The following is a 218-nucleotide window of genomic DNA, read 5'->3' as shown; positions in this document are numbered from 1 at the left end:
AGCGCTACAACAACGGCGCCGACAGTTATACCTTCACGGCGACGGTGAAGGATGGGCACGGCAATCTGGTGGTGGGTCAACCGATCGACATTGAGTGGCAGACAGAGCCAAAGGCTGACGGGTTAACCCTGACGAAACAGAGCAATCCGGTGAGTAACGCGCAGGGACAGGTGACTGCGACGTTAACCAGCACGGCGGCGGTGAAGGATGTGCAGGTA

General features: G+C 58.3%; 1 protein-coding gene. It reads left to right on the top strand.

Going from position 1 to position 218, the window contains the following annotated elements:
* A partial coding sequence (locus tag ACGF5R_RS25225) for an Ig-like domain-containing protein (protein WP_387693400.1) occupies positions 1-218 on the top strand: 218 nt, incomplete at both ends.

Origin of the sequence: Photorhabdus sp. RM71S, from assembly GCF_042879355.1 — a bacterium.
GTDB classification, from domain to species: domain Bacteria; phylum Pseudomonadota; class Gammaproteobacteria; order Enterobacterales; family Enterobacteriaceae; genus Photorhabdus; species Photorhabdus kayaii.
This window is presented reverse-complemented; position numbering and strand designations above follow the sequence as displayed.